Origin of the sequence: Arthrobacter sp. GCM10027362 (assembly GCF_042679445.1) — a bacterium.
GTDB lineage: Bacteria > Actinomycetota > Actinomycetes > Actinomycetales > Micrococcaceae > Crystallibacter.
This window is the reverse complement of record NZ_JBHTML010000422.1, coordinates 1-728: the sequence shown is the minus strand read 5'-3', so window position 1 is coordinate 728 and position 728 is coordinate 1. Positions and strand designations below refer to the sequence as shown.

Genomic DNA, 728 nt, shown 5'->3' with positions numbered 1-728 from the left:
CCGCCAGGCCGGGGGCCGCACGCCCGCGGCGGCACAGATGCCGGCCAGCAACTCGCCCACCGGGCGCGGCTGGCCGTTGGTGACCACCAGGGCCTGCCCGTGGGCGTGCTCCATCCGTTCCAAGGCCCGTACGATCGCGGCCGCGGCGTTGTCGATGTAGGTGGTGTCGATCAGCGCCGCACCCCGGTCCAGCAGCGGCAGCCGGCCGGCGGCGGCCCGCTGGACCACACGTTCGACCAGCTGCGTGTCGCCCGGGCCCCAGACAACGTGCGGGCGGATGGCCGCCACCCGGAATGACGGCGAGTCCGCCGCCAGGGCGAGCAGCTCGGCCGCCGCCTTGGACCGGGCATAATTGCCGCGGGCCCGCTCCGGGTCGGCCGGCCCGGCGCCTTCGCCGGCGAGGGCATGGCCGAAGTGTGCCACGGAAGGGGAGGAGACGAAGACGAAGTCCCGGACACCGACGGCCCGGGCGGCGGCCAGCAGGTTGGCCGTGCCGTCGATATTGGTGACCACGAACTCGTCCCAGTGGCCGGTGAAGGACACCTTGGCGGCGAGGTGGATCACGGCGTCCATGCCGTCGACGGCGCGGGCCAGGGCCGCCGGGTCCGTGACCGAGCCGGAGAACGGTTCCAGCCCGGGTCCGCCGGCCGCGGGGCGGCGCTGGAAGGTGCGTACCTGGTGGCCCTGGTCCGCCAGCAGCCGGGCGACGGCCCCGCCGAGCATCCCGC

1 protein-coding gene is annotated in these 728 nt (G+C 75.4%); it reads right to left on the bottom strand.

The genetic code is table 11. From position 1 onward, the window contains the following. Window positions 1-728, bottom strand: a 728-nt coding sequence (locus ACFQ36_RS23125; protein ID WP_377017956.1) for an NAD-dependent epimerase/dehydratase family protein, incomplete at both ends; no start/stop codon positions are given.